Annotated in this window: 4 protein-coding genes (1 of these 4 only partly in view); 1 reads left to right on the forward strand and 3 read right to left on the reverse strand. The window is 65.2% G+C overall.

Going from position 1 to position 5870, the window contains the following annotated elements:
- Positions 1-51: 51 nt before the first annotated feature.
- The 3 genes from EOB80_RS02995 to EOB80_RS03005 are packed head-to-tail and all read right to left on the reverse strand — an operon-like array spanning position 52 to position 5362.
- The gene (locus EOB80_RS02995; protein ID WP_245466229.1) at positions 52-762 is read right to left on the reverse strand and encodes a 4'-phosphopantetheinyl transferase superfamily protein; all 711 of its coding nucleotides are present in this window, start codon (positions 760-762) and stop codon (positions 52-54) included.
- Positions 759-1244, reverse strand: coding sequence for a GNAT family N-acetyltransferase (locus EOB80_RS03000; RefSeq protein WP_127326606.1), 486 nt, complete (start codon positions 1242-1244; stop codon positions 759-761). The genes EOB80_RS02995 and EOB80_RS03000 overlap by 4 nt, the downstream gene beginning before the upstream one ends.
- Positions 1241-5362 (reverse strand): Pls/PosA family non-ribosomal peptide synthetase, encoded by a 4122-nt coding sequence (locus EOB80_RS03005; RefSeq protein WP_127326607.1) that lies wholly within the window; start codon positions 5360-5362, stop codon positions 1241-1243. The genes EOB80_RS03000 and EOB80_RS03005 overlap by 4 nt, the downstream gene beginning before the upstream one ends.
- A gap of 260 nt (positions 5363-5622) precedes the next feature.
- On the opposite strand from EOB80_RS03005, the gene EOB80_RS03010 reads away from it, so the two are divergent.
- Positions 5623-5870, forward strand: partial view of a BA14K family protein gene (locus tag EOB80_RS03010; RefSeq protein ID WP_127326608.1) — the beginning only. It continues 382 nt past the right edge of the window; 248 of the gene's 630 nt are visible here — the first part of the coding sequence; the start codon lies at positions 5623-5625; its stop codon lies beyond the right edge, outside the window.

The raw sequence follows: 5870 nt of genomic DNA on the forward strand, positions 1-5870 counted from the left end.
TCACTATACGGGGAGAGATGTCCGGCAGGACAGTGAGGGGCAGCGCCAACGTCAACGATTGCCGCGTTCGGCTAGGAACTCATGACGCCGTAGCGCAGCAGAATAATCGCGCCGACCCCAAACCCCATCTCCATCGACAAACGCCAGCACCACCACGCGCGGGGCAGCGCAGTAAACGAGCCTGGCCTTGCGGCCCGTCTTCGTCGTCGCCTGGCCTGCGTTCAGGTCGACGGTGATGTCCTCATAGCCCAGCACCTCGCGATCGAGCGGATAGACGGCCTTGTAGACGGCTTCCTTGGCGGCAAAGAGAATGCGGCCGGCAAGATGCCGGTCGGCTGCGTCCGTGCGGTCCGCAAATGTTGTCACGAGCGCCAAAATGTCATCCGGGAGAGGCTGCGCGGGCTCGACGTCGATGCCGAGCGAGGCGATATCGCCAATCGGGGCAACCGCCGCCACGGCCATGTCGTCGTCGTGAGCGAGCGAACCGGTTATCCCGTCGGGCCAGACCGGCGCGCCGGTTGGCGTGCGCAGGATGGCGACGTCGCCGACGCCACGCTCCGCCAGCAGTCCGTGCGCGATCCACCGGGCCGCGCCGCTGGCGCGCCGCATGCCAGGCCGACGCGCGGGGAGGGAATGCGCTTCCCCGGGCAGCAGATGGGCCTCGTCGCCGTCGCGGATCATGCGACATCCGATCCGGACTCCCGATGGTGCGATGGCGGCGATCGCTTCGGCCAAGGCGATTTCCTCGGGCAGCCGCGTCACGGCTCGTGCGTCCGTGCCGGCAAAGCGAGATCGGCGATCATTTCGCCGTCCTCGTCGAGCCCTTCTTCGACGAAACCGGCGCTGCGATAGAGGTTTCGCGCCGCATCGTTCTCCGGTTCGTAGCAGATCGAGACGTGGCTGATGTGGCCGAGCCCCTGGATTTCGTCCAGCACTTCGCGCAGCGCGGCCTTGCCGTAGCCTTTGCCTTGAGAAGCGCGGTCGATCATGAAGCGGTAGATGCGCGCCTCGTCGTCATCCTCGGGCGCCTCGTACATCAGGAAACCGACGACGCGGGTCCCGGCCATGACGACGCGTGGCCGCGCGTCTTCGTCAGTCCCCGCTTCTTCCAGCGACGCCGCATTGCCGGCGACGAAATCTCTCTGCTCCGGGGCGAGTTCCAGGGCCGTGACCAGGGCACGGTTGGCCTCGGTCACGGCAACGAGACGGATGTCTCCGGTGTTCAAGCCGATGCCCTTCTTCAAGCCGATGCCCTGGCCGATACCTTGGAGCCATCGTCGGTGATCGGCTCGACGAAGCGGTGCAGCTTGGCCGGATTGCCCCTCCATATGGAGTTGGGCTCCAGCTCTTCGCCCTTCATGACGAAGGAGTCGACATCGACCACCGAGCCTTCGCCCATCACGACGCCGTAGTGGACAAAGGCTGAAGGTCCGAGCGTGCAGCCCTTGCCGATGCGGATGAAGTCGGACTTGAAAGCGCCTTCCTCCAGCGAATGGGCCTGGATGACGCAGCCCTCGTTGAGGGTGGCGTCGTCGCCGATCTCCACCAGCGAGCGTTCGGTGAGGTTGCTGCCGCCGTCATAGACACGGCTGCCGATCTTGACGCCCAGCATGCGCAGGATCATGGGCCGGAACGGCGTGCCGGCGAACAGCCGCACGATCGGCGAATCCGCCAGCTTCCAGTGGCGCTCGTGGCGCCAGAACGCGACGTCGTAGATCGTCGTCATCTGCGGCTTCAGCCGGCCGAAACCAAGGCTTGCCCGTTCCACGAAGATGTAGAACGGAATGGTGATCGCCGAGGTCAAAAGCACGGCGACGAACAGCGCGACTTCAGCCCATTCGGTGTAGTAGTTCAGCGCCCGGTCCCAGATCGCCAGCGTGGCGAACAGCATGACCCATTGCGTTGCCACGAACAGCAGGATCGTCACCAGATTGTGGCGGTTCTTGTGCGGGATGCGCCGGCGCCGGTCGTCTTCGTCGACGCCCGCGATGAGTTCCTTGTCGCGGTTCACCATGCGCGGGATTTCAAAGGCAGGGGAACCCAGAAGCCCGACATTCTCGCGCAGCGGCCCGTCGATGGGGATCATCACCTTGGTGCCGAGCAGGACGTTGTCGCCGGTGCGCCCGTCCGGCGGATAGTAGATGTTGTTGCCGAGATAGTTGCGCTCGCCGATCCTCGTCGGCTCGAGCCGGAAGGCGGAGGCGGATTTGTGCATGTTGATCATGAACAGCCCGTCCGACACCATGGTCTCGGTGCCGATCTCGCACAGAAGCGGGTTTTCGTGCTGCTGGTTGGAGCCGAAATTGGAACCGGTCTGCACCACCTTGTTGAGGTTCCAGCCGATCGCTCTCATGTAGTGCACGATGGCCGAGCTGTCGCCGGCCAGCAGGCCGAGCACGCGGGAGTTGCTGGAGAATTCAGCGACCGTCTGCAGCCAGTAGCGGAAGCCGTACAGCGTGTAGGTGCGGCCTGGCTTCAACAGCAGGCTGACCAGGCGCGGTACCAGCGTCGCCGCCAGGAAGGATGCGGCCATGTAGCCGAACAGCGTCACCGTGGTGCCGATCGCGACGACGCCGATGGTTTCCTGGTAGTCGTCGCCGACGTTTTCCCAATAGCTGTGGAACAAAAGCGGCAAGGGGGTGACGATGGCAAACAGCCCGATCAGCTGCACCGCTTCGAACAGGAAGCGCCGGATGTTGGAAGGATCGACATTGCGCACCTTGCAATAATCCGCCGTGGTCGGCACGGCCGGCGAGCCATGCCAGCGTTCGCCGTCGGGGATGCTTTGGCCGCGGTGCAGCGAGGACGAATGGCCGAGCTGGGCGCCGTCGCCGATCCGGGTGTCGATGTCGAGCGTCGAGCCGACGCCGACGAAGGCATCGCGACCGATGGTCAGCGGCCCGGTGTGGATATAGCCGGACTGCGCCCGGAAGCCGAGGATCATCGATTCCTTGCGCAGGATGGTGTTGGCGCCGATCGAGATGAGATCCGTGCAGACGGGGACGGATTTCGATTCGATGACGGCGTTCTTGCCGAGCTTGGTGCCCAGAAGCTGCAGGTAGATGCTGTAGAGCGGGCTGCCGCGGAACAGCACGACGGGCGCGGTGCGGATCAATGTCTTGACCACCCAGAAGCGGAAGTAACGCACGCCCCAGATGGGAAACGCCTCCGCCTTCCAGCGGCCGACCAGCACCCATTTGGCGATGACGGCAAAGCCCGACATGCCGAAGAACACGGCGGCCGAAAGCGCCACGCACCTGATGTAGAGCTGCAGCGGATCGTCGAGCGCGTCATACATCCAGTTGAGGCCGTCATTGACCGCCCACAAGGCGCCATAGCTGTAGAGCGCGTAGAACAGCAGCTGTGCGGCGCCGCAGGTCCAGTAGGCGAAATTCGAGGCCCGGCGGGTGAGGACGGGCTCGTTGGTGGCCGTCGTCATCTCGTCCGCCACGCCCAGGTGAAGCGCGAGCCGCGCCACGGTCGGATGGAGATAGATGTCGCGCATCGACGCCGTCGCCCATTCCTTCCTGGTGCGCAGGCGGGCGCAGAAATGCGCCATCAGCAGCGAGTTGGCGCCGAGATCGTCGAAGAAATTGTCCTCGACAGACACTTCGTCGAATTTCAGTACGGCGGCCAGCGCGTCGGCCAGGAAACGCTCGTCGTCATTGCCGGGCGCCACCATGGCGCGATCGACTGAGAGCCGAACGCTTGTCGGCTTCGGCAGCTGGCGCAAATCCACCTTGTTGGAGACCGTCATCGGGATAACAGGCAGTTCCTCGAGGTAGGAGGGCACCATGTAATCCGGCAGCCGCCGCTTCATCGTCTTGGCGAGGTCCGCGCGGGGGATCGCTACGCCGGTCTTCGCCGCGAAATAGGCGACGAGTTCGACGCGGCCGGGCTCGATCTCCCAGGTGGTGACGGCGGCTTGCGCGATTTCGGGCTGGTCGAGCAGCACCGCCTCGATCTCGCCGAGCTCGATGCGGTAGCCGCGGATCTTCACCTGGGTGTCGATGCGGCCGGCATATTCGATCTCACCCCGGTCGTTGATGCGGCCCAGGTCGCCCGTCCGGTAGATGCGCTTCGACGGGTTGTTCGGCAGGCCGACGAAATCGGCGATGAATTTCTGTTCGGTCAGGTCGGGCCTGTTGAGATAGCCGACCGCGAGCCCGATGCCGGCAATGCCGATCTCGCCCAGTTCGCCGGGCTCGGCAAGCTGCGGCAGCGATGCGTCGAGAATGACGATGGAATAGGTCGGCAGCGGCGCGCCGATGGTGACGGGACTGTCCGGCGTCAGCGCGCCCATGGTGGCGGTGACGGTCGCCTCGGTCGGGCCATAGGTGTTCAGGATCTGCCGCCCCGGCTTCGACCAGCGCACCACCAGATTGTGCGGGCAGGCCTCGCCGCCGACCAGCAGCGTGCGCAGGCTGGGCACATCCGACGTCATCGACGACAGCAGCGTCGGGCTGCAGGCGATGCAGGTGATGTCATGGAGCCGCAGGAAATCGGCCAGTTCCTCGCCCACCAGCGGCATCTGGCCCGGTGCCGGCACCACCGTCGCGCCGGCGACGAACGGCACCCAGATCTCCTCGGAGGAAAAGTCGAAGGCGATGGTCATGCCCTGATAGACGCGGTCGCCCGGCCGGTAGCCATAGGAGGCGGCGGCGACGCGGATGAAATTGACGAAACTCTGGTGCTTGATGACCACGCCCTTGGGCTTGCCCGTGGTGCCCGAGGTGTAGAGGATGTAGCAGGTGTCGTCCGATAAAGCGGCCTTCGCATGCGGCTTCAGCGGCGCGTCGGACTCTTTGGAGATTTCGGCGGCAGTGCTGTCGATCAGCAGATGCGGAACCGGCAGCTGACCGGCGCGCGACGCGTAGGCGGCGATGGTGACGATCAGGCTGACGCCGGCGTCCTCGATGATGAGCGCCATCCGCTCCTCGGGGAAGGCGGTCGCCAGCGGCACGAAGGCAGCGCCCGCCTTCATCACGGCGAGCAGCGCGACATAGGTCTCCGCCGAGCGGTCGAGAATGAGCCCGACGCGGTGGCCCGGCCGCACGCCACGCTTGACCAGCAGGCGGGCGAACTGGTTGGCCCGGCTGTCCAGTTCCCGATAGGTCCAGACACGCCCGTCCGAGATCACCGCCGGCAGCGCTGCAAACATTTCGGCGAGCTGTTCGAAGACGGTGTCGAGCCGCTCGCCGGGCAGGCCTTGCCGGGCAAAGTCGGCGCCCGTCAGGATCTGCCCGCGCCCGGCTGTCGCGGGGGCCGTTCTTGCCAGCGCATCGACACCTGCCGGGCCGCTTTCCAGCCCCGATCGTTCCGCGTCCAGTTCGGCGATGTCGACACCGTGATCCATTTCCATACTTTCCCGTCCAGGCCGGGCATCGCCCGGCACGGCCATTTTTCCAGTTGTTGTGGGATGCTTATGCCATCCGATCTTTTCGGCAGTTTTTCCGAACTGTTGAATATTGTTTCTGGAGTGTGTCTGGGCGCTCTTTGAGCCTCCCCTGGCGGCGCTTGCCGGGCCCGCCCGGCGGAAGCGCAGGCGCGTACGCTTGGGCGTTTTTCTGGAACCAGCCTTGAGGCCCCGCATTCTATGAGCAGGGACTTAAGGAGCGCGTCGTGAAAGCGGTTTTGGGACTGGTCTGCGGCTTCGTGCTGACCCTTGCGGTCTTCGGCAGCGGACTGGGTTTTGCCGCCTGGCTGCTTGCCGCAAAGCCGCCGCGCCAGGCGACGGCCACCGTCAGCGTGGCGGAGCTGTGGACCAAAAAAGCGCGGCCGGTGAACAAAGCCGGGCAGGGCCTCGAACGCCTGCCGGCCAAACAGTCCGCGCCGCCCGACATCCCCGCCAAACCGCAGGAAACACCGCC

The organism is Mesorhizobium sp. M7A.F.Ca.MR.245.00.0.0, from assembly GCF_003997415.1.
In the GTDB taxonomy this organism is placed as follows: domain Bacteria; phylum Pseudomonadota; class Alphaproteobacteria; order Rhizobiales; family Rhizobiaceae; genus Mesorhizobium.

What these genes read in the sequence shown, in the direction of transcription:
- EOB80_RS03005 (WP_127326607.1), bottom strand. Translation starts at nt 5,362, where the DNA reads ATGGAAATGGATCACGGTGTCGACATCGCCGAACTGGACGCGGAACGA.